This window comes from Rhodococcus sp. FW305-130, from assembly GCF_058788335.1.
On record NZ_JBYTAP010000003.1, the window covers coordinates 602964 to 623177 of the forward strand.

Here is a 20214-nt window from a genome sequence, read left to right on the forward strand (position 1 = left end):
CTACTTGCCGACGAGTGGGCCGAGGGTGCGGCCCGCGAGGTCGACGATGCCTGGCTCTTCGCCGTTGGTGATCAGGTTGATCACGACGCCGTCGATGCCGTGGTCGAGGATGCGCGTCTGAACCTGCTCGGCGACGTCGTCCGGGCCGCCGACGAAATGGCGTTCGGTGGCCTTGGCGACCACGTCTTCCGGCGCCGTGGTGATGTCGAGGCCACGCTCCGCGAGAAACGTTCGCTGATGCGCGCGAGCCTTGTCGCCGTCCTCGTCGATCATCATGAACGTGAGGAAGCTGGTCTCGAGGGTTGCGGGATCGCGACCGGCTTCGTCGCAGCGTGCCGCAAGTGCTTCCATCTTGCGCGGCAGTTCCGAGGGGTCGCAGATGATGTTGAGGTGATCCGCGAAGCGAGCGGCGAGGCTGAACGTCTTCTTCTCACCGCCACCGCCGAGCAGGATCGGCAGGTCGTCGCGGACTCGAGGCTCGTTGATGGCGTCCTTGACGTGGTACCACTTGCCGTCGAAGGTGGGGCGCTCACCGCGGAGCATCGGCGCGATGATCTGCAGTGCTTCGTCGAGTTTCTGGAAGCGCTCGGTGAACGTTCCGAACTCGTATCCGAACGAATTGTGTTCGAGTTCGAACCAACCGGCGCCGATGCCCAGGATGGCCCGACCGCCGCTCACCACGTCGAGGGTGGTGACGGTCTTGGCGAGCATGGGCGGATTGCGGTAGGTGTTTCCCGTGACCAGTGCAGACAACTGGATGGTCTCGGTGGCCGTCGCCAGCGCGGAGAGCGCGGAGTAGGCCTCGAGCATCGGGGCGTCCGGCGCTCCGATTCCGGGGAGTTGGTAGAAGTGATCCATCACGAATGCAGTGTCGAAGCCTGCGGCTTCGGCTTCGCGGGCCTGCGCTATGACGGTGGGGAAGAGGTCCTTGACCGGACCGCCGTAGCTGAAGTTGGGCATCTGGTATCCGAGGCGAGTGCTCACCGTTTCGACGTTACTCGCGATCGGTTGACCTGGCACGATTTTACCAACTCTATGGATTCCGTTGTGCCGGGCAGACTTCCGGAATTCAGAGAAGTTCTTCGGCCGCTTCGCGTCGCTTGGCGCGCTGCTGGTGAAGCTTGACTGCCGCGATTGCGACGCCGCCACCGACGATTCCGCCGACGAGAGCGCCGACCCACGTGGACGATTCTTCGTACGAATCGAATTTGAGGCGCGCCATGATGCCGACTGCGGCGACGAGGTACAGCGCGATGCTGATCACGACCCGGGGACGGTTGTAGTTGGACAACACGTAGACATCGACGTCGCGTCGAAGTGCATAGACAATCGTGACCACCGAGCCGAACAGCGCGACGATCAGCAGCGCGAGCGAGATCCACGCCCCTGTTCGGCCGGCGACCCAGGGCAGAATCGCCGAGCTGACGAAGACTGCCCAGAAGACACTCTGCAATCCCACCGCCGAGGCTTCGTTCCAGACGTCGCGCTGCCGCTCGTCCTTGTAGAAGTCGTCGTCCAGATCTCCGACGAACCGCATTGCCTTCATCATGGTGCTCATGCCGTCTCCTCTGGAATTTCTGCGGTGAGTGCCGATTCGGGTAAGGGGAAGAGCGCTTCGACGGTGGTCCCCAGTGCCAGTGCCAGGCGAAGTGCCAGGTAGACACTCGGTGCGTAGTCGCCGCGTTCGACGGAGACGATGCTCTGTCTGCTCACCTGACCTGCCGTGGCCAGTTGCGCCTGGGTGAGGCCGGCGAGGCGTCGGTGCTCCCGCACGTTGTTGTCGCCGGCCTTTCCAGTCATAGGAAAAGTAAAGAATACTTGTCACATGATGTCAAGTTTACTTGTCATATGAGAGGCTGAAGAGCATGCGTGAACGATTTCTCGAGATCGCCCTGGCCAATCCAGTGGTCGCAACGATCGTGGATCGGGCGCCGAAGCTGGGATTGTCGGAGTGGTACCTGACGGCGGGTGGGCTCTTCCAAACCGTCTGGAATCACATCGACGGCCGTGACCTCGGCGCCGGAATCAAGGACTACGACCTCTTCTATTTCGACGCCGGCGATCTGAGCTACGACGCGGAGGACCGTGTGATTCGTTCGGCGGCAGAACTGTTCGCCGATGTGGATGCCGATGTCGAAGTACGCAACGAAGCCCGCGTGCACCTGTGGTACGAGCAGCATTTCGGGATTCCCGGCGTTCCGTTCACCAGTTGCCGCGACGCTATCGACCACTTCGCTTCCACAACTTGCTGTTTCGGGATCACCAAGTCTGCGGGCGGCACTGTGGACGTGTATGCCCCGCATGGATACGACGATCTTTTCGACATGATCGTCCGCCCCAACCCGGTGCTGGCACCGAGAGAGGTTTACGAGGCCAAGGCAGCACGGTGGCGCAGGGAATGGCCTGCGCTGACCGTGGAGCCTTGGCCGGAGACCCTGACCTAGACTTCGATCGGCGGATGCAGCCTGTCCATGGTCCATTGCCGATTTCGGCGTGCAGCAAGTGAACTGGCCCCGAGTGAGGCGACGAGAAGGCCGCCGAGGACGGCGATCGAGACCCACAGTCTCGAGTCGATACCGCCGACGGTGAGTTGTCGTAGCCCGTTCACCGCGTAGGTCATCGGGTCGAAGGGGTGGATGATCTGGAACGGTTTCGCGGTGGTTTCGACGGGATAGATGCCGCCGGCCGAAACCAGTTGCAGCATCAGGAACGCCAGGGTGATGACGCGTCCGACGGAGACTCCGAAGATGGCGTTGAATGCCTGGATCAACGCCATATACGTGGCAGTGATGAGCATCAGGAATCCGACGGTGCCGAGGGCGTGTGTGGGGTGCAGGCCGACGGCGAAGTGCACGACCAGGTACATCACGATCACCTGGCAGATGCCGATGAGCAATGCAGGCCAGTACGAGGCGAGGACCACTCGCAGCGCGCCGAGTCCGTTTGCGATGGGCCGGTTCTGGAGCGGCTTGAGCAGCATCCAGGTGATGATGCCGCCCACGAACAGCGCGAGAGGCAGGAAGAACGGAGCAAAACCGGTACCGAAGGTGCTTGCCCGGTTCTCGTAGGTCTCCTGTAGTTCGACCGGGCTGGAGAGGGTTTGAGCGGTTGCGGTTCGCTGCTGATCGGTCCAACTGGGAATCTGACCGGCGCCCTCGGTGAGTTTTATTGCGAGTTCGGCAGACCCGGCACGGAGTTGCTCGGTGCCGTCGGCGAGTTTGGCTGCACCATCGGAGAGTTGGACGCTGCCGTCGGTGAGTTGAACCAGTCCACTGCTGAGGGTTTGAGCGCCGTCGTTGACTTGCTGACCGCCGTCACGCAGCTGCACCAGGCCGTTGCGGAGTTCACCGCCGCCGTTGGCCGCGGCATTCAGCCCGGCTCGGAAGGTGCTCGACGGATCGTCGAGTTGGTAAGCGAGTTGTTGTGCACCGCTCTTGAGTTCGCCCAGTTGGCCCATGGTCGCTTCACCGAAACCCTGAGTGCGCAGCATGTCCTGGGCAGGCGCGAGGGCATTGGCGATCTGTTGGCTGACAGGATCCGGGTTCAGCCGAAGGCTGGCCACCGCCTGCCCGACCAGCTGTGCGACGTCTGCCTGTGTGTTCCCGAGGACGCTCAGTTGGTCGACGACCTGGGTGACGCCACCACTGAGTTGGCTTGCGCCGTCGCCCAGTTGGACGGCTCCGAGATCGAGTTGCCCCAAACCGTCGGTCAGTGCGAGGACACCGTCTGTGGCGGTATTGATACCGGTCGAGAGTTGCGCTGTACCGCCGGCAAGAGTGGCTGCGCCGTCACGTGCGGTAACCATGTTGTCTGCCAGAGTTTTCGAGCCCGACGCCAATTCGCCGGCTCCGGCGTTGGCAGTGTTCACTCCGGCTGAGAGCTGGAGTGCTCCGTCGGCGGCCTGCTTCAAACCTGCACCGGCATCGGTCAATCCGACCAGGACCGTCTCGACGGACTGCGCGCCGATCTTGTCGCTGACTTGGCTGAGGACCTGCTGGGCGGCATTTTGACCGATGATGGTGCCGAGGTAGTTGTTGACGTCGTTGAAGGTGAACTGCAACTGCGCTTTGTGGGGGTCCTTGGACGTCGGGGAGGCAACGGCCTCGCTGAAATTCTCGGGCAGAGTGAGAGAGAAGTAGTACGTGCCGTCCGAGACTCCCTGTTCGGCTTCCTGCTGCGAGACCAGGTGGAGATCGAGCTCACCGGAATCGAGAAGTGCTTGGCTTACTTCGTCGCCCGCCTTGAGCTCTTGACCCTGAACCATCGCACCGCGGTCGGTGTTGACCAGTGCGACGGGGACCTTGTTGACCTCACCGAACGGATTCCAGAAGGCCCACAGGTACATTGCGCCGTACAGCAGTGGCATCAAGATGATGGTGACGAGTGCGATCCTGGGCATCGCGCCGCGGGAGAACCGCTTGAGTTCGGTTCCGAGAGACATTCCAGCGAGCATCGCGGTTACCTCGCCCCTTCTTGGTCGGGATTGGTGACTTCTTGGAGCAGGGCGACGGCATCGATGGGTGATCCGTCGGGCAGCGGGTTGACGGTCGACGCGATGATGGTCTGGTAGCTCCCCATCTCGACGAGTCGCTCGACGAGGTACGCGCGTTCGGAGTCGCGCCGCACCTGTTCGAGATCGTCGACGACGAGCAGGGCCGGCTTCTTCGTGTTCGCGACGGCGATACGCAGCAGGGTCGCCTCGAGTTCCCCGAGATCGCTGACGTACCGGCCGAGCGCAGGTAAGGGATGATCGCCGAAGACGGGAGCGCACACCGCTTCGAGTTCGCGGTCTCCGGCACGTCCGATGAGCTTGTACCAGGGCGCATCCCAGCGAATTTGTTCGGTGATCAGATCTCGGACGGTGACGGACTCGGCAAGCTCGTCGATGTCCTCGAACCCGGCGACCCCGGCGATCTCGAAGATCTCTCGGGGACGCGTTCGACCGAAGACGGACAGTGATCCGGAACTGGCTTTCATTCGTCCGCTGAGTGTCAGAAGTAAGGACGTACGTCCTGAACCGGCGGAGCCTTCGAGGATGGTCACACCGCCCGCACGAATCTCGAGATTGACGGGTCCGAACACCGGCCCCCATGGGCCGTCGAGCGCCAAGTCCGTGGCGGTCAATGCCAGTTCAGGGGCGTAATCGAGTTGTGCGTGCTCTGGTGCGACCACGATGATCACCTGTCTGTTGATCTACTCGGCCTTCGAAAGAACCGAGTGCTGGTTCAGTGGACGTTCGTGCTCACCCAATCACATCGGTAGCGGGCGAGCTGTCCCATGAATGGGATGTGTCGGACACGTCCGGCAACTTGGAGACCGAACGGTATGTATTCTGTTGGAAACGGAACGGGGGAGTCGAGGTGCCGGTTCGTAGACGCGGTATGTGCGCGGTACTGGTCATGGCCACCCTGTCGGTTGTCTCCTGTGCCGGCGAGCGCGAGTCGCCCCCGTTCGTGTCGAGCGAAAGGCTTTTCGAGTTCACCGGTCGCAATGTCGGACCCTTGACGGTTCCGCCCTTACCCTCCGATCGGCACGAGTCCGAAGCAGCGCCGTACGGTGCCATCACCCTGTCCGGTGGGTGGAGCGGCGCAGCCAGTGTCTCGCTGCCTGGATCCGTCACGTGTTTCGAGCACAACTGGGCGGATTCGCTGCCCGCCGGTCACCGTCAGTGGGCCTACGAGGTGCACACCAGTTCCTTCTACGAGTACGACGGCGGCGGCGAATATCCGGGACGTGATTTCCAGTTGCAGGTCTACGTGAACGAGAAACCCGAACCAGGTCAGCACGGGTCCGCGATCATGAAGTTCTCGGATCAGAGTGGACAGTTCGTGTCCTTCGGCGGCGGCGACGACAAGTCCGTCGAAATAGTCAGTTCTCCCGACCGCAGGCGCGTGGCGCTTTCCCTGGCGGGTACGGCGGCACGACCGGGCGAGCAACCGACGACGTCCGTACTGTCCGCACAGATCAGTTGCCCGACCGTCGAGCGCAGATGACCACAGATTGCATTGACTGCCGAGCATGAAAATGCCGGTCCCGAAACATTCTCGGGACCGGCACTTTTCATGAATCAGGAACGAATCAGAATGCTGCTTCGTCGATCTCCATGATGTCGTTCTCGGTGTTCGCGATGATCTCGCGTGAAGCGGTGAGCTCGGGCAGGACGTTCTTGGTGAAGAAGGACGCGATGGCGACCTTGCCCTCGTAGAAGCCCTTGTCCTTGTCGGAAGCGCCGTTGTCGAGTGCTGCGAGAGCGATCTCGGACTGGCGGAGGAGCTGCCAGCCGATGAGCAGGTCGCCGACGGACATCAGGAAGCGGACGGAGCCGAGGCCGACCTTGTACAGCTCGGTGGGCTGCTCCTGAGCTCCCATGAGGAAGCCGGTGAGCGTGGCAGCCATGGCCTGGACGTCTTCGAGTGCGGTGGCGAGCAGTGCGCGCTCCGCCTTCAGGCGACCGTTGCCGGCTTCGCTGTCGATGAAGGTCTTGATCTGTCCGGCAACGTGAGCGAGCGCGACGCCGCGGTCACGAGCGATCTTGCGGAAGAAGAAGTCCTGAGCCTGGATGGCCGTGGTGCCTTCGTACAGCGAGTCGATCTTGGAGTCGCGGATGTACTGCTCGATCGGGTAGTCCTGCAGGAAGCCGGAGCCACCGAGGGTCTGCAGGCTGTCCGTCAGGTACTGGTACGCACGCTCGGAGCCGACGCCCTTGACGATCGGGAGCAGCAGGTCGTTGACGCGGAACGCGGTGTCCTTGTCTGCGCCCGAGACGAGCTGGGCGACAACCTCGTCCTGGTGTGCTGCGGTGTAGAGGTACACCGCGCGCAGGCCTTCGGCGTATGCCTTCTGCATTGCCAGGCTGCGACGCACGTCGGGGTGGTGCGTGATGGTCACGCGCGGCGCTGCCTTGTTGGTCATCTGGGTCAGGTCAGCACCCTGAACACGCTGCTTGGCGTAATCGAGAGCGTTGAGGTAACCGGTGGAGAGGGTGGCGATTGCCTTGGTGCCGACCATCATTCGAGCGTGCTCGATGACGTCGAACATCTGGGCGATGCCGTTGTGGACCTCGCCGACCAGCCAGCCCTGTGCGGGGATGCCGTGGCCGCCGAAGGTGACCTCACATGTGGCGGAGACCTTCAGGCCCATCTTGTGTTCGACGTTGGTGACGAAGACGCCGTTACGCTCGCCGAACTCTTCGGTCTCGAAGTTGAAGTGCGTCTTCGGGACGAAGAACAGGCTCAGGCCCTTGGTGCCGGGTCCGGCGCCTTCGGGGCGAGCGAGAACGAGGTGGAAGATGTTCTCGAACAGGTCGTCCGAGTCGGCCGAGGTGATGAAGCGCTTGACGCCCTCGATGTGCCAGGAGCCGTCGTCCTGCTTGATCGCCTTGGTGCGTCCGGCACCGACGTCGGAGCCGGCGTCGGGCTCGGTGAGGACCATCGTGGCGCCCCATCCGCGTTCGACGATGGTGGCTGCCCACTTCTTCTGCTCTTCGGTGCCGTTGTTGAACAGCACGTCCGCGAAGGCGGGTCCGGCCTGGTACATGTGCGCTGCAGGCTGTGCGCCCAGGATCAGCTCACCGATGGCCCACACGACGGAGCGGGGAACCGGCACGCCGCCGACCTCTTCGCTCAGTCCCATGCGGTACCACTCGGCATCCCACAGAGCCTTGAACGACTTCTTGAAGGATTCCGGAAGTGCAACGGTGTGCGTCTCGGGATCGAAGACAGGGGGGTTGCGGTCCGCGTCGGCGAAAGATTCGCCAAGCGGTCCCTCGGCCAGGCGTGCGACCTCTGCCAGCATGTTGCGGACAGTGTCGGCATCCAGGTCGCCCCAAGCGCCTTCGCTCAGTGGCTTCTCCAGTCCGAGAACCTCGAAGAGGTTGAACTCCAGGTCCCGAACGTTGCTCTTGTAATGGCCCATGTCTTCTGCTTCTCCCAGTGAGGTGGTGCGGTCCAGCACTCCTAGTACCGCCCGAAGTTTATTACTCGTCGGTAACTTAATACATGTTACTAGCCGTTCTTTGCATTGCCAACACCGGATTTGCGTCCGATGACAAGCGCGTCGACTGCGATTCCCGTTTCGGTGTGTCTGTGCGGATTTCCGGCGATCTCGAACTCGAGCCTTCCTTCGAACTCCTGCATCAATTCTTCTGGTGTGTAAAGGATTTCGGGATCTTTCGGTCCGCCGACGCCGTAGTCGATGTTGCTTCGGTCGTGACCCAAAATCATGAGGATTCCATCAGGTTTCAGAGAATTTATGGCACGGTTCACAACCAGGGTGCGTTGTGGTGCGGGCAGATGAAGGTAAAGAAGCAGGGCCAAGTCGTATCCCTGCCCGTTCCTTGAGGCGTAATCCGCGACGGTGACGTCGCCGCATCGGTAGTCGAGCCGGTCGAGAACCGATCGAGGTGAGCGGGCCGCGATCGTGCGGGCTTTCTCGATCGCGACGGCCGAGTAGTCGATGCCGGTGACCTCCCAACCGCGGGTCGCGAGCCACAACGCGTTACGGCCCTCGCCGCACGCCAGGTCGAGTGCCTGGCCGTGGGGGAGGGCCGTCGCGTATTCCACCAGCAGTTCGTTGGGAGGAGCGCCCCAGACGAGCTCGGTTTCTTCGTACTTCTTGTCCCAGGCCGCCGCATCCATAGATGACGACGGTAGTGCCACTCAGTGGTTACGCACTCCGTCCATCGGGTTCTTGCGTAGGGCGGCGCGCGTCGGGATCGCGATGGAGACAAATCCCAGAACAGCGGTCACGGCGACGATGGAACCGTAGATCGCCGGTGAAATCGCCGGGATCGGCTGCCCGGACACCGCTACGGCGATGCCCATCAGAGGCGGCAGGGCGATCAGTGATCCGACCACGACGGCGATTCCCACCACCATCAACGACTCGATGCGCATCATCGCTCGGACCTGCCTCGTCCGCGAGCCCACCAGTTGAAGGAGCGCGAACTCGCGGGAACGCTCGGCAGTGGCGGCGACCAGGGTGTTCACGACGGCGACTGCGAGATAGCCGAGCAGGACGAGTACGGCGAGGATGCTGACCCACGACTGCATTCGACGCTGATCTTCGCCCGCGGCCCCGAACTGGTCCTGGTTCGTCGCGGCGATCGAGGGGAACGAACGCAACGACTGCTGGACTTCGGCCGACCGTCCGGGTTCGGCAGCAACCAGAACGGTGTCGATCAGAGCGTCGGTGGAGTGCTGACGCAAAGTCTCGATCGGCATGGTCACGTCCCCGAATCCGAGGCCGCGACCATATTTTGCGACGACCATCGGATGCACCAGTGTGCCGTCCCCTAGATAGAGGTCGACGCGCTGACCTACCTTGGCTCCGAGTGTGAAGGCGCCGTCTTCGCTCACGGCAACGGTATCGCCGGTCAGAGCGCTCAGGTCGCCCTCGGTCACCGCGAGATCGAGGGTCGCGTCGGCGCTGGTGGCGTCGATGCCCTGGGCAGCGATCGCGCTGTCGGCTGAGCCGCCTTCCTCACCGCTGGGTACCGGCAGGACTTGACTGCGGACCACCGGGTTTGCCGCACTCACTCCGGGCACCGATGCGATCGAGTCGAGGAGCGAGGGAGCGATGCCGGCCGGCGCGCCGACGATCAGGTCGGCGGTGACGCCCTTGATCGACTGGTTGGTCGCCTCGGCGGCGACGGTGCTCTGGCTGAAGAACTGCACCGAGCCCAGTGCGATTGCGAGAGCCAAGGGAACAACCGCCGACGAGAGCCGTCTCGAATTGGATTCGGCGTTGGCGGCAGCGAGAACTTTGGACGCCGACCCACTACGGCGCAGTGGACCGCCGATCACCTTGATGATGCCGCGCACCAACAAGGGGCCGAGCAGCGCGACCGAGAAGATCAACAACAGTGCACTCGAACCGGCTCCAGCGGCTGCCACGCTGCCGGGCAGGAAAGCGGGGAGGATGCACGCGCTGAGACCGGCGGCACCGAAGATCAGCCCGGTGACGATGCGTCCGCGGCTCAGTTTCGCCGGGCCGCTTTCGGATTCGCGAAGCGCTTCGACGGGGTCGAGCTTCGCCGGTCGTCGTGCCGCGATCGCCGCTGCCGCGCGGGCAGTGAGTACGCAGATCAGGAATGCCGCGATCGCCGGAAGCGGGCTGTACGCCAACGCGAAATCGGTGGGCATGACCCCGGCGTCGGCAAACTGTGCACCCAGGAATCGGGCGAGCAGGTATCCGGGCACCGCGCCGAGAGCCGCCGCAGCCGCCGCGACGAGCAGCACTTCACGTCCGATCATGACGTGGACTTGTCGCGTGGTGGCCCCGATTGCCCGCAGCAGAGCGAACTCTCGGCGTCTGGCGTTGATCGAGAGGGACAGCGTGCTGGAAACTACGAACATACTGACCATCAACGCGAGACCGGCAAACGACGCGCAGAGCACGATCAACTGGGTCCGCGCAGCACCGGCGTCGAGGAATTCGATGCCTCCGCGTGCGGTGCCGGTCGAGACCTCCGCGCCGGTTCCGGCGAGTGCATCGCGGGCGAGAGCGGCAGCATCCACGCCTTCGGGAGCGATCAATCCGACTGCGGTGACAGCGTTCTGGTGCGGCCACAACCGTTCGGCCTCTGCGTCGTCGAGGAAGACGAGTGCCGGACGGTCGGGTGATGGCACCGAGGCCGAATCAGCTGTGCCGACGACGGTGTACTCGTCGGCTATCGCGCCGTGAGCCAGCGTGATTTGCTCGCCGAGAGCGGCGCCCGTGGTCGAGACCACCTCGTCTCGGCTCTGCGGAGCGCGACCTTCGGTGAGCGAGTACGGCGCCAATTGTGCTGTGTTCCAAGGATGTGCGTCGAGTACGACGCCCTCGGCGGTGCTGACGGGGACGGAGATGTCGGGAACCACGGTGACATCGAGTGCGTCGAGCTTGCGGACCGTATCGCTGTCGAGGAGAACTCGCTCGGCAAAAGGCTGATCGGCGTCTTCCTTGACCTCGAGCGCCTGTGGTGCACTCACGACGGCGTCGGCACCGGCGTAGAGATGTGGTGAGACGCCGCCTCGCACTCCCGATTCCAGCAGCACACCCAGACCGCAGGTGAGGAGCGCTGCGCAGAATACGGAGACGAACACGGCGACGAAACCGGAGCGATGCGCTTTCAGGTGCGCAAAGGTGTGCGCTTTCATCATCACCAGTCCCCGAGGTGTGTCATGCGCTCGGCGATCTGCTGCGGCGTCGGGCGGTCGATGTGCCCGACAAGTTTCCCGTCGGCGAGGAACAGCACACGATCGGCGTACGACGCGGCCACCGGGTCGTGCGTGACCATGACGATGGTCTGATCGAACTCGGCGGCTGTCCGGCGCAACAACTCCAGAACCTGCTTGGCGCTGCGGGAGTCGAGGGCGCCGGTCGGCTCGTCGGCAAAGAGTGCGTCGGGGTGAGTGACGAGGGCGCGCGCGATGGCGACGCGTTGCTGCTGACCGCCGGACAGTTCGGAGGGTTTGCGCTTGCGGTGCGATCCGAGTCCGACGGATTCGAGGACGAAGGTCAGGTACTGCTTGTCGGCTCGTCGTCCGGCGAGGAGTAGGGGGAGCGTGACGTTCTGCTCGACGTCGAGAGCGCCGAGCAGGTTGTAGGCCTGGAAGACGAAACCGATGTGATCGCGACGGAAGATGCTGCGGGCCTTCGGCTTCAGCTGTGAGATCTCGGTGTCGCCCAGCCGCACCGATCCGCTGCTCGGTCGATCGAGCCCTGCGGCGCAGTGCAGGAAAGTGCTCTTGCCCGATCCGGACGGGCCCATCACGGCGGTGAAGGTGCTGCGCGGCAAGGTGAGGCTGATGTTGTCGAGGGCGGTCACGGCGCCGCGGCCGTTGCCGTAGATCTTGCTGACGCCTTCGAGTCGCACGGCGGATGTTCGGGCGGCCGTGTCACCAGGGGCCGGCGGGGCGAGGACCGAGTGTCGATTCTTCATGGGATGAACGCTATGGAGATTCGGCATTCGTCGACATCCAGCAGGGTCCCGAATCAATGGTGTAGCCAGCTGTAGTGGATCGCGGCATCAGGTGCGGCATGCTGGGGCAGTGAAGAAGAGAACCAGGGCTGCGGTGTACGTGCTCGTCGAGGGTGCGGCAGCCGTGGTCTCCCTGTTCTTGCTGATGGTCGGTCTCATTCTGCTGTCGCTCTCGATTCTGATCGTCGGCTGGTTGCTGTTGCCGTCGTACGTGCGGGTGCTCCGGTGGTGGGCGGGTCTGGCCCGCAAGAGAACGGCTGCGTACACCGGACGCCCTGTTCTGCAGCGATACCCACCGATGCCAAGCAATCCGACCTTCGGGGATTGGCGCCGGTTCCTCACCGATCAGTCGACGAGGCGCGACGCGGCCTGGCTGTCGATTCATGGTCTGGGGGCTTTCGTCGCGGCGATGCTGACCATTGCTCTGCCACTCGGTGCACTCAATTCGATTGCCGTCCCGCTGTACTGGCAGCAGATGCCCGCCGGTGAACCCGTCAACAATCCGTACCCCGTGACGTCGTGGTTGGGCGCTGCCGGAATGCCGTTGATCGGCATCCTGTACCTCCTGATCGCGTGGTGGTTGGTCCCCGCGATGGCGAAGTGGATCAGCTGGTCGACCACGACTTTGCTTGCGCCGGACACGCGTTCGGACCTCTCGAAGCGCGTCACCGCCCTGACGGCCAGCCGCGCTGCGGCGCTCGACGCACATTCGGCCGAACTCAAGCGCATCGAGCGGGATCTGCACGACGGCGCGCAGAACCGTCTGGTCGCGGTGGTGATGATGTTGGGGATGGCCGAGCGGTCGTTGCAGAACAATCCGGACCAGGCTCTGCCACAACTGCATCGGGCCCAGGATGCGGCCACCGAGGCGTTGAGCGAACTCCGGACGTTGGTGCACGACATCTACCCGCCGATCCTCGACGAGTTGGGTCTCGAGGGCGCGATCTCCGCGCTCGCCGGGCGCTCCGCCGTGCCCTGCGTACTCGAGATCGAAGAACTCCGCCGTGCCCCGGCTGCCGTCGAGGCTGCTGCGTACTTCGTCGTCGCCGAGGCCTTGACCAACGTCGCAAAACACAGCGGAGCGCGCAGTGTCACCGTCACGGCACGGACGGAGGCGTCGGACGACTCGTTGGGTGAGACGATGCTCATCGACGTGATCGACGATGGTCAGGGCGGCGCGAACGAACGCCCGGGCGGCGGCGTGGCGGGTATCCGACGCCGGGTCGAGGCTTTCGAAGGAACCGCAGTATTGGAGAGCCCGGAGGGTGGACCGACAACGATGAGGGTGGAACTACCGTGCGGATTCTGATTGCCGAGGACGACGCTCTCCTGCGAGAGGGGCTGGCACTGCTGCTCCGCGGAGAGGGCTTCGAGGTGTCTGCCGTCTCCGACGCCGCACAGTTCCTCACGGTGTTCGAGGAGACCGCCCCCGACGCCGCGGTGCTCGACGTCCGGATGCCTCCTACTTTCACCAACGAGGGGCTTCGAGCGGCGATCGAGGTGCGCAAGCTTCGCCCGGGCTTTCCCGTCCTGGTCCTTTCCGCGTACGTCGAGGATCGCTACGCCGGTGAATTGTTGGCAGGAGGCGCCGGCGGGGTCGGGTACCTGCTCAAGGAACGGGTCGGCAAGGTAGCCGAGTTCGTCGACGCATTGAACCGGGTCGTCGACGGCGGAACCGTGATGGATCCCGAGGTCGTATCCCAACTGATGAGCCGTCGACGCGCCGACGATCCGATCAGATCACTGACCCCACGCGAGTCCGAGGTTCTCGGACTGATGGCGGAGGGGCTGGGAAATCAGGAAATCGCCAGGAAACTGGTCGTCAGCGACACTGCTGTGAGCAAGCACATAGGAAATATCTTCGCAAAACTCGGCCTGTCGGCTTCCGAAAGCGGGCATCGTCGTGTTTTGGCAGTTCTAGCTCATTTACGCGCCTGATCGTGGATCTGGACTACATACCTGACCGAAGCGTAATGTGAGCCAGCCTCATGTTGTTGCCGTGATCGAACGGTGACCTGAGAGGCAGGGGCTTATGTCCTGTACGTAACGTGTGATGTCGAATGCGCGTCATCACCAGAAACCAACGAGGAGATCGATCAATGGGTAAGCCGATTGCCAGTGTGGCCGGAGGTCGGCAGTCCGTCCTTCTCGGGCTCGGCGTTCACCGCCCGGAGCGAGTCGTGACCAACGACGAGATCTGCGAGCTGATCGATTCCACCGACGAGTGGATCCAGACGCGATCGGGTATCAAGTCGCGCCGGTTCTCCGGCGAAGGTGAAGGCATCCTCGCGATGTCGATCAGCGCGGCGCGTAAAGCACTGGACGTCAGCGGCATTGCTCCCGAGCAGATCGGCGCCGTGATCATCGCGACGTCGACGTGGGACCTGCAGACTCCTCAGGCTGCGTCCATCGTCGCCCACGAGCTCGGCATCAAGGGTCCGGCTGCATTCGACGTCGCGGCAGGCTGCGCCGGTTTCTGTACCGCCCTTGCCGTGGCCAGCGACCTCGTTCGCGGCGGCACGGTTGATCACGTACTCGTCGTCGGCGTCGAGTTGATGAGCGAGGCCACCGAGCCCACCGATCGCAGCGTTCGCTTCATCTTCGGTGACGGCGCAGGCGCAGTTGTCGTCGGCCCGAGCGATACCGTCGGAATCGGCCCGGTCGAGTGGGGTTCGGACGGCAGCCAGTCCGACGCCATCGTTCAGGAGCCGAGCTGGCTCGACTACACCAAGAACCCGACCGGACCTCGGCCGTGGATCAAGATGGCCGGTACCGCGGTGTTCCGCTGGGCTGCCTTCGAGATGGGCAAGGTCGCCACTCGCACCCTGGAGAAGTCGGGGCTGGGTATCGAGGACATCGACGCTTTTGTGCCGCACCAGGCAAACCAGCGCATCAACGAGGTCATCGCTCGCAGCATGAAGCTGCCCGAGGGCTTCCCCGTCTCCAACGACATCGCCGAGACGGGCAACACGTCCGCGGCCTCGATCCCGCTCGCCATGGAGCAGATGCTGCGCGACGGCCAGTGCAAGCCGGGCGACAAGGCATTGCTTCTCGCCTTCGGTGCGGGTCTGTCCTTCGCCGGCCAGGTTGTCGTCATGCCGCCGTTGGCTGGAGCGGAATCAGCCTGATCTTCTCTCGTGACGAGCGCCTCGAACCCCACGGTTCGGGGCGCTCTTCCGTTTCCGTCCAGATCGTCGTACCTCTGCGATGTGGCACTCTGGCGAGATGGTCGACAGTATGGGGGAGTCCGAACGTACGGGTGTGACGGGCGGCAGCTTGGCGAAGATGGGCGGGCAAGTGGCGCTCGCCAGCACGGTCAGTCGGATCACCGGCTTCGTCCGCACCCTTGCCCTTGCCGCGGTCCTCGGCATCGCCCTGGTCAGTGATGCGTACAACGCGGCCAACAGCTTCCCGAACATGGTCTATCAGCTCCTCCTCGGCGGGATTCTCGCCAGCGTTCTGCTTCCGTATCTGACACGGCAGCGAAGTCGTGGGCGGACGCTCGAACGAGAGCAGACGCAGCGCGTTCTCACCGTCGGAGCGCTTGCTCTTGCGCTCGTGACGGTAGTGGCGGTGGTGTGCGCGCCGCCTCTGGTCTCGGCCGTGATCGATGATCCGGCTCAACGAGAGTTGACGACGCTCTTCGCGTACTTGCTTCTGCCGGAGATCTTCTTCTACGGCGTCACGGCGATGATGACGGCAGTACTCAGTGTTCGATCAGTGTTCGGCGCGCCGGCCTGGGCGCCGGTGATCAACAACGTCGTCCTTCTGGTGACGGTCGCGGTCTTCCTGTGTATCCCGGGGCCGGTGGCTCTGACTCCCGAGTCGATGACCACCGCGCAGGTCCTGGTGATCGGTATCGGCACTCTGCTCGGGATCGTGGCGCAAACCGCCGTCGTTGCTCGAGCGCTGCACCGCAACGGGTTTCGGTGGCGCCTTCGCGTGCGGGTCGTACCGCACACCTGGCGCCCGGTGCGCGTCGGGGCGCCGTTGCTCGGCTGGGTACTTGTGTACGTCGTTGCCGGTCAGATCGGTGTGTGGGTGACGATGAAGGTCACTCTCTCCCGTCACGTCTACTCGATGTACACGCACGCGGATCTGCTGTTTCAAGTGGCGTACGGCATTCTCGGTGTGTCGTTGTTGACGGTGCTGATGCCGCGGATCGCCAGGTCGGTTGCTGCGGGTGACGACGTCGGCGTCGTATCCGATCTCGGCCGGGGAGCCCGGTATTCAGTGGTGGCGCTGATTCCGGTCACTGCGGCGCTCATGGTGTTCGGCCCCTCGTTGACCACCTTGATCTTCTTCGGTCGGGTCGACGGCAGCAGTGCCCGGTTGATCGGGACGGCCGTTGCGGTCAGTGCATTCGGGCTGGTGCCATTTGCGATGGTCATGCTTCAGCTTCGAGTGTTCTACGCCGACAACAACACCCGAACTCCCGCGGTGATCGCCATGGTGATGGTGATAGCCAAAACAGCGCTCGTTCTACTTGCGTCTCTGTCCGCGAGTGACGAAACGCTGGTCCTCGCCGTCTGTGCGGCGGGCTCGTTCTCCTACGTGTGCGGAGCGGCGCTCGGCCACATCCTGCTTCGAAAGCGATATGGGCTGTTGGGATTCCGTCGCGTACAGGCCACCGTCGGAAGGATTTCGGCGGCGGCAGTTCTGGCAGGTTGTTGTGCGCTGGCTTTGGTGGTGGCGGTTCAGAACCGAGTTCCCGAGCCCAGGCTTGCTGCTGTTATTTCATTGTCGGCGGGTGCGGTCGTCGGTGCAGTCGTCCTGTTGGGCGCATGCAAGGTAGTCGGTGTTCCCGAGATTCGCCGGGCTCGGGCCCTACTGTTGTCCTGAGGACAAGAGCGGTACCAGCAGTTCGTCCGGAGTGAGGGCGCCGTGCTGTCCACGGAGGCCGGACAGTCCCGATTCGACAGATCGACGTACGACGGCCACGTCCCCGGACGCAATGGCGATGACATCACCGATCCGGCCGTGATACTCGGAATGCACTGCAGGCCCGAACAATCCTGCGACTATGCCCTCGGATCTCGTCCCGATCCACATGCGGTCACCCAGTTCGGCGCGCCAGCGGTCCGCAACATCTTGTGCAGCGCCTTGTCGGGTGTGGATGTGACGACATCTAGGTTCACCGGCAAGGGCGAGTACATCTTTGGACAGAATCGGAGTGTTGTCGAAGTCGATCTTGTTCTCGTCCAACACGTCGACCATTCCGTGGTCTGCCGTCACCAGCAATCTCACGTCCGGACCGAGAGCGGCGGCGAGTTGCTCGACCAGTCGATCGACAAGCATCAGTTGGAAAATCCACGGCTCGGACTCGGGGCCGTAGACGTGGCCGAGTGCATCGATCTCACTGATGTAGCAGTACGTGAACGTACGGTCGGCAGATTTCGACGCGTCCACGGTGCGAGCGAGGAGGTCTCCGTATGCCTGGATTCCGGCGAACTGGGCGCCGCGCATTCCCGCCCGGGTGAGGCCGCTGCCGTCGAATTTGGACGGAACGACGGTAGTGACGGTGATGCCGGCGGCCGCGGCACGATCGAAGGTCGTGGCCTGCGGCTGCAGGGTCTCCGGGACGATGGAGTCGGTCTGAGATTCCTTCTTGCCCGCGCTGTGCCAACCCAGCCAGTTGAACACCGAATCGGCTTCTTCGACGTAAGACTGGTAACCGGTGATTCCGTGCGCCCCCGAGGGCAGCCCGGTCCCCAACGAGACGATGCTGGTGGCCGTCGTCGTGGGGAATCCTGCCCGTATGGGCGTTCCGATCAGTGAGTTCAGGAATGGTGCGTGTTCGGCGTTGCGGGCGAGCAAGTTCGCGCCCATCCCGTCTACCAGCAGAATTACAGTCTTCTTGCTGGGCTGTAGATCGAGTCGGTTCGCTTCGCCGCTCACTCCGAGAGAAGCGAGTACCGACGGCGCAAGCGTCGACAGAGTCGGCTGCGAGTACACATCGAGGAGAGGGGCGGGGGCGGGCATCCCATGAGATTAGGCGTTGGACGCAGAAAACTGCATACCTTCTGGGCGAGTGTTCAAATCCGTGCGGTCAAATCGGGACTTTCCAGATGATCAGCGTGCAGAGACCGCGGGCCGGTGCGGCCTCTGCGCGGAGATTCACTCCATGATCGTGGAGATCTGGAACTTGGCACCGAGTGGATCGGCCACCGACGCGAGACGGCCGAAGGGCGTGTCCTCGGGATCGCGCAAGACGCTGCCGCCGAATTCGACGACCTTGGCGACGGCCGCGTCGGTGTCGTCCGCCCCGAAGTACACCTGCCAGAACGACGGCACCTCTGCCGGGAGGAACGAGCTGGCATCCATCAAACCGGCGACGACGGTGTCGCCCTGCTTGGCCTGTGAGTACCGGAACTCGTCGCTGTCGCCGATGGACTCGTAAGTCCAGCCGAACACGTCGGTGTAGAACGGCAGGACCGCGGCGTAGTTCTTGGACAAAGTCTCGTGCCACACCGGCGCTCCGGCCTCGCCGACCAGACCGAAGCCGTGGTGCTGATCTGCCTGCCAGATACCGACGACTGCACCGGCCGGATCGCCCACGATCGCCATGCTGCCCTGGGGACCGACCTGCATCGACGGCATCATGATCATTCCGCCCGCGGCTTCGGCCTTGGACGCCGACGTTGCCGCATCAGTCGAGGAGATGTAGGTGGTCCAGACGTTGCCGTACGGGTTTCCCTCCTGCTGAGGTCCGAGCCCGGCGATGGGCTGCCCGTCTTTGCTGAAGATCGCGTAGCCGCCGTACTGCGGGTCGTCGTTTGTGTCAGTCTGCCAACCGAACACGTTGGTGTAGAAGGATTTGGCGACCTCGGTATCGGAGCTGGTGAGGTCGATCCAACAGGGTGTTCCGTCGAGCGCTGTGCGTGCGGGCATCTGAAACTCTCCTTTACCGAAACGGATACACAAGTACGGGTCGCGCAAATGCTTGGCCGAGGAAGGCGCGAATCTCACGCTACGCGCGTACCCCGACACATTCCCAGGGCTCGAGAGCTTTGGAGTATTTGACCGTTCGCGCTTACCGGTGGGCCGGATCTGCCGACGTAGTCGATCGCCGAATCGTCCTTGATACGCCGAAGTTGATGGGGCACTTGCTCGATCGGCGAGGCCGTTCCGCGGGTGTAGTGCCGGTACGTGTCAGCTCGTGATCAGCCCCGTGCGATCGAGCCATGCGAGCGCGTGACGTGAAAACTCGTCCGGAATCTCCAACTGAGGGGTGTGACCGGTGTCGCCGAGAATGATGGTGGTCCAGTGTGGATGTGCGGCGGCGGCGGCTCGGGCGGCCTCGACCGGGACAAGCCGATCGCGATCGCCGTGTATCAGGAGCGTCGGAGTCGCGATCTCTCGCAGTGTCTTTCGATAAGAGGCCGGACGGGCGAGGGTCATCAACAGTGACCGTGCTGCCTGCAGGAACTCGGCATCCTGAGTGGGTTCGCCGCGACGAATCGCAGTCAAGGCAGCGCCCGCGTCGAGGACCGCGGGGTCTGCTCGCGTCGGATCGGCAAAACACAATCTGGTCATCTGAGCGGCCAACTGCCGGTCGGACATCTTCCGGCGTCCGAAGCCGAGAACCTGCTCACCGACGTACGGCATCGAGTAGAGCGCAAATTGGGCAGCTACGGTCAGGTCGGGAAGTTGGACGGGCAGGGGGAGTGCCGGATCCACCAGGACCAGGCCGGCAACTGATTCGGGACTGGCATGGGTCGACATTGCCGAGACCATTCCGCCCATGGAATTGCCGAACAGGACGGCGGGTTCACCGACCACTGTGTCGAGAAATCGATTCAGGAGTGCTGCGTTGGCGTCGACGCCGGTGTGCCGCCCACGGGCGGAGGTGAGTCCGAATCCGGCGAGGTCCAGTGCGTACACACGCGTGCGCGCCGCCAGCGTCGGTGCCACCCGCACCCAGTTCAGGTGCGAGCCGCCCAGTCCGTGAACGAGCACGATGGGCGGCGCTCCGCTGGGACCGCCGAAGTCGATCCAGTGAACATCACCGCCGAGATCGGTGATGTTGCTTGTCCCGCCCCACGGGTGTGTGAGGGTGCTTCCGTCGGCGAGTTCGGCCGAAACAGCGGATTCCATACCTGACAGGATGCACCGAGTCGCGGTTCCAGTCACGCGATCGTCCCGGCTCGGGATCCGAAACTGTGTCCTCGATCACGGACTATCAGGAAGCTCGGGAAACGGGCAAAACGGAATTTGACTGGTGTCAAGCACTTTTCGCGGTTGTCATCGCT

At 63.4% G+C, this 20214-nt stretch carries 18 protein-coding genes; 6 read left to right on the top strand and 12 right to left on the bottom strand.

The genetic code is table 11. The annotated features are described in order from the left end of the window. The 3 genes from AC3WQS_RS12730 to AC3WQS_RS12740 all read right to left on the bottom strand — a co-directional run bounded on the left by AC3WQS_RS12730 (position 1) and on the right by AC3WQS_RS12740 (position 1800). Positions 1-984, bottom strand: a complete 984-nt coding sequence (locus AC3WQS_RS12730) for an LLM class F420-dependent oxidoreductase (RefSeq protein ID WP_029254594.1) — start codon at positions 982-984, stop codon at positions 1-3. Positions 985-1069: 85 nt separating this feature from the next. Beyond that, the gene (locus AC3WQS_RS12735; RefSeq protein WP_019747143.1) at positions 1070-1558 is read right to left on the bottom strand and encodes a hypothetical protein; all 489 of its coding nucleotides are present in this window, start codon (positions 1556-1558) and stop codon (positions 1070-1072) included. After that, positions 1555-1800 (bottom strand): helix-turn-helix transcriptional regulator, encoded by a 246-nt coding sequence (locus AC3WQS_RS12740; protein WP_019747144.1) that lies wholly within the window; start codon positions 1798-1800, stop codon positions 1555-1557. The genes AC3WQS_RS12735 and AC3WQS_RS12740 overlap by 4 nt, the downstream gene beginning before the upstream one ends. 65 nt (positions 1801-1865) lie before the next feature. On the opposite strand from AC3WQS_RS12740, the gene AC3WQS_RS12745 reads away from it, so the two are divergent. Further along, the gene (locus AC3WQS_RS12745; RefSeq protein ID WP_492712661.1) at positions 1866-2444 is read left to right on the top strand and encodes a nucleotidyltransferase family protein; all 579 of its coding nucleotides are present in this window, start codon (positions 1866-1868) and stop codon (positions 2442-2444) included. Here AC3WQS_RS12745 and AC3WQS_RS12750 read toward each other — a convergent pair. Both AC3WQS_RS12750 and AC3WQS_RS12755 read right to left on the bottom strand, forming a co-directional pair. Next, positions 2441-4453, bottom strand: a complete 2013-nt coding sequence (locus AC3WQS_RS12750; RefSeq protein ID WP_492712660.1) for a YhgE/Pip family protein — start codon at positions 4451-4453, stop codon at positions 2441-2443. The genes AC3WQS_RS12745 and AC3WQS_RS12750 overlap by 4 nt on opposite strands. A 5-nt stretch (positions 4454-4458) precedes the next feature. Continuing rightward, positions 4459-5181, bottom strand: coding sequence for an ATP-binding cassette domain-containing protein (locus AC3WQS_RS12755; protein ID WP_019747147.1), 723 nt, complete (start codon positions 5179-5181; stop codon positions 4459-4461). A gap of 179 nt (positions 5182-5360) precedes the next feature. On the opposite strand from AC3WQS_RS12755, the gene AC3WQS_RS12760 reads away from it, so the two are divergent. Continuing rightward, the gene (locus AC3WQS_RS12760) at positions 5361-5993 is read left to right on the top strand and encodes a hypothetical protein (RefSeq protein WP_230587413.1); all 633 of its coding nucleotides are present in this window, start codon (positions 5361-5363) and stop codon (positions 5991-5993) included. 85 nt (positions 5994-6078) lie between these two features. Here the strand turns inward: AC3WQS_RS12760 and AC3WQS_RS12765 are convergent, their stop codons facing one another. The 4 genes from AC3WQS_RS12765 to AC3WQS_RS12780 form a co-directional block, all read right to left on the bottom strand. Next, a complete protein-coding gene (locus AC3WQS_RS12765) occupies positions 6079-7914 on the bottom strand; it encodes an acyl-CoA dehydrogenase (protein ID WP_020906438.1) in 1836 nt (611 codons plus the stop codon). A gap of 89 nt (positions 7915-8003) precedes the next feature. Continuing rightward, entirely contained in the window at positions 8004-8636 is a 633-nt protein-coding gene (locus tag AC3WQS_RS12770) for a class I SAM-dependent methyltransferase (RefSeq protein WP_020968606.1), read from the bottom strand. Between the two features lie 21 nt (positions 8637-8657). Further along, the gene (locus AC3WQS_RS12775) at positions 8658-11141 is read right to left on the bottom strand and encodes an FtsX-like permease family protein (protein ID WP_492712659.1); all 2484 of its coding nucleotides are present in this window, start codon (positions 11139-11141) and stop codon (positions 8658-8660) included. Beyond that, positions 11141-11923 carry an ABC transporter ATP-binding protein gene (locus AC3WQS_RS12780; protein WP_069147065.1) on the bottom strand — a complete coding sequence of 261 codons (783 nt, stop codon included), beginning with the start codon at positions 11921-11923 and terminating at the stop codon, positions 11141-11143. The genes AC3WQS_RS12775 and AC3WQS_RS12780 overlap by 1 nt, the downstream gene beginning before the upstream one ends. A gap of 109 nt (positions 11924-12032) precedes the next feature. Here AC3WQS_RS12780 and AC3WQS_RS12785 point away from each other — a divergent pair, with 109 nt between their 5' ends. The 4 genes from AC3WQS_RS12785 to murJ all read left to right on the top strand — a co-directional run bounded on the left by AC3WQS_RS12785 (position 12033) and on the right by murJ (position 16804). After that, the gene (locus AC3WQS_RS12785) at positions 12033-13271 is read left to right on the top strand and encodes a sensor histidine kinase (RefSeq protein WP_254664987.1); all 1239 of its coding nucleotides are present in this window, start codon (positions 12033-12035) and stop codon (positions 13269-13271) included. After that, positions 13259-13900, top strand: coding sequence for a response regulator transcription factor (locus AC3WQS_RS12790; RefSeq protein ID WP_003945784.1), 642 nt, complete (start codon positions 13259-13261; stop codon positions 13898-13900). Before AC3WQS_RS12785 ends, AC3WQS_RS12790 begins: the two co-directional genes overlap by 13 nt. 161 nt (positions 13901-14061) lie before the next feature. Beyond that, the gene (locus AC3WQS_RS12795) at positions 14062-15090 is read left to right on the top strand and encodes a beta-ketoacyl-ACP synthase III (protein WP_003945837.1); all 1029 of its coding nucleotides are present in this window, start codon (positions 14062-14064) and stop codon (positions 15088-15090) included. A gap of 97 nt (positions 15091-15187) precedes the next feature. After that, positions 15188-16804 carry a murein biosynthesis integral membrane protein MurJ gene (gene murJ, locus AC3WQS_RS12800; RefSeq protein ID WP_492712658.1) on the top strand — a complete coding sequence of 539 codons (1617 nt, stop codon included), beginning with the start codon at positions 15188-15190 and terminating at the stop codon, positions 16802-16804. Here murJ and AC3WQS_RS12805 read toward each other — a convergent pair. The 3 genes from AC3WQS_RS12805 to AC3WQS_RS12815 all read right to left on the bottom strand — a co-directional run bounded on the left by AC3WQS_RS12805 (position 16790) and on the right by AC3WQS_RS12815 (position 20059). Continuing rightward, positions 16790-17944, bottom strand: a complete 1155-nt coding sequence (locus AC3WQS_RS12805; RefSeq protein ID WP_492712657.1) for an alkaline phosphatase family protein — start codon at positions 17942-17944, stop codon at positions 16790-16792. The two genes, murJ and AC3WQS_RS12805, sit on opposite strands and share 15 nt — an antisense overlap. Before the next feature lie 135 nt (positions 17945-18079). Next, positions 18080-18853 carry a VOC family protein gene (locus AC3WQS_RS12810; protein ID WP_019747156.1) on the bottom strand — a complete coding sequence of 258 codons (774 nt, stop codon included), beginning with the start codon at positions 18851-18853 and terminating at the stop codon, positions 18080-18082. A gap of 261 nt (positions 18854-19114) precedes the next feature. Beyond that, positions 19115-20059, bottom strand: coding sequence for an alpha/beta fold hydrolase (locus tag AC3WQS_RS12815; RefSeq protein WP_336505023.1), 945 nt, complete (start codon positions 20057-20059; stop codon positions 19115-19117). Positions 20060-20214 lie beyond the last annotated feature (155 nt).

Bases quoted from the DNA above. Each gene is read 5' to 3' on its own strand.
- AC3WQS_RS12810 (WP_019747156.1), bottom strand. From the start codon at position 18,853: ATGCCCGCACGCACAGCGCTCGACGGAACACCCTGTTGGATCGACCTC.
- AC3WQS_RS12765 (WP_020906438.1), bottom strand. From the start codon at position 7,914: ATGGGCCATTACAAGAGCAACGTTCGGGACCTGGAGTTCAACCTCTTC.
- AC3WQS_RS12775 (WP_492712659.1), bottom strand. From the start codon at position 11,141: ATGATGAAAGCGCACACCTTTGCGCACCTGAAAGCGCATCGCTCCGGT.
- AC3WQS_RS12780 (WP_069147065.1), bottom strand. From the start codon at position 11,923: ATGAAGAATCGACACTCGGTCCTCGCCCCGCCGGCCCCTGGTGACACG.
- AC3WQS_RS12795 (WP_003945837.1), top strand. From the start codon at position 14,062: ATGGGTAAGCCGATTGCCAGTGTGGCCGGAGGTCGGCAGTCCGTCCTT.
- AC3WQS_RS12815 (WP_336505023.1), bottom strand. From the start codon at position 20,059: ATGGAATCCGCTGTTTCGGCCGAACTCGCCGACGGAAGCACCCTCACA.
- AC3WQS_RS12750 (WP_492712660.1), bottom strand. From the start codon at position 4,453: ATGCTCGCTGGAATGTCTCTCGGAACCGAACTCAAGCGGTTCTCCCGC.
- AC3WQS_RS12770 (WP_020968606.1), bottom strand. From the start codon at position 8,636: ATGGATGCGGCGGCCTGGGACAAGAAGTACGAAGAAACCGAGCTCGTC.
- AC3WQS_RS12745 (WP_492712661.1), top strand. From the start codon at position 1,866: ATGCGTGAACGATTTCTCGAGATCGCCCTGGCCAATCCAGTGGTCGCA.
- murJ (WP_492712658.1), top strand. From the start codon at position 15,188: ATGGTCGACAGTATGGGGGAGTCCGAACGTACGGGTGTGACGGGCGGC.
- AC3WQS_RS12740 (WP_019747144.1), bottom strand. From the start codon at position 1,800: ATGACTGGAAAGGCCGGCGACAACAACGTGCGGGAGCACCGACGCCTC.
- AC3WQS_RS12735 (WP_019747143.1), bottom strand. From the start codon at position 1,558: ATGAGCACCATGATGAAGGCAATGCGGTTCGTCGGAGATCTGGACGAC.
- AC3WQS_RS12805 (WP_492712657.1), bottom strand. From the start codon at position 17,944: ATGCCCGCCCCCGCCCCTCTCCTCGATGTGTACTCGCAGCCGACTCTG.